Annotated in this window: 1 protein-coding gene; it reads left to right on the forward strand. The window is 74.2% G+C overall.

All coding sequences use genetic code 11. The annotated features are described in order from the left end of the window. Nucleotides 1–59: 59 nt before the first annotated feature. On the forward strand, nucleotides 60–310 hold a 251-nt coding region (locus VR45_RS20250; RefSeq protein WP_045941214.1), incomplete at its 3' end, for an ATP-binding protein.

The following is a 310-nucleotide window of genomic DNA, read 5'->3' on the forward strand; positions in this document are numbered from 1 at the left end:
CACGGTGGCGCATCCGTCGACGTTTCCTCCCTCCCTGCCCCTCCCCCTGGAGGTTCGCCATGCGTGCCTGCAACCCGCCCGACTGCTCCGCCGTCCGGGCCGAACTCCGCTCCGTCCTCCACGCCGCCGGCTGGCGGCCGGACGCCATCGCCGACGCCGAACTCGCCTTCCAGGAACTCTTCGTCAACGCCTGGCAGCACGGAGGCTGCCCCGCCCCGGCCGTCCTGGTCTCCCTGCGGCCGACCCTCCTGCGCGTCGCCGTCTGCGACGACTGCCCCGACCTCCCCGAACCCCGCATCTCCGCCGACCC

The sequence above is a fragment of the Streptomyces sp. NRRL S-495 genome (assembly GCF_000966955.1).
Lineage (GTDB): Bacteria > Actinomycetota > Actinomycetes > Streptomycetales > Streptomycetaceae > Kitasatospora > Kitasatospora purpeofusca.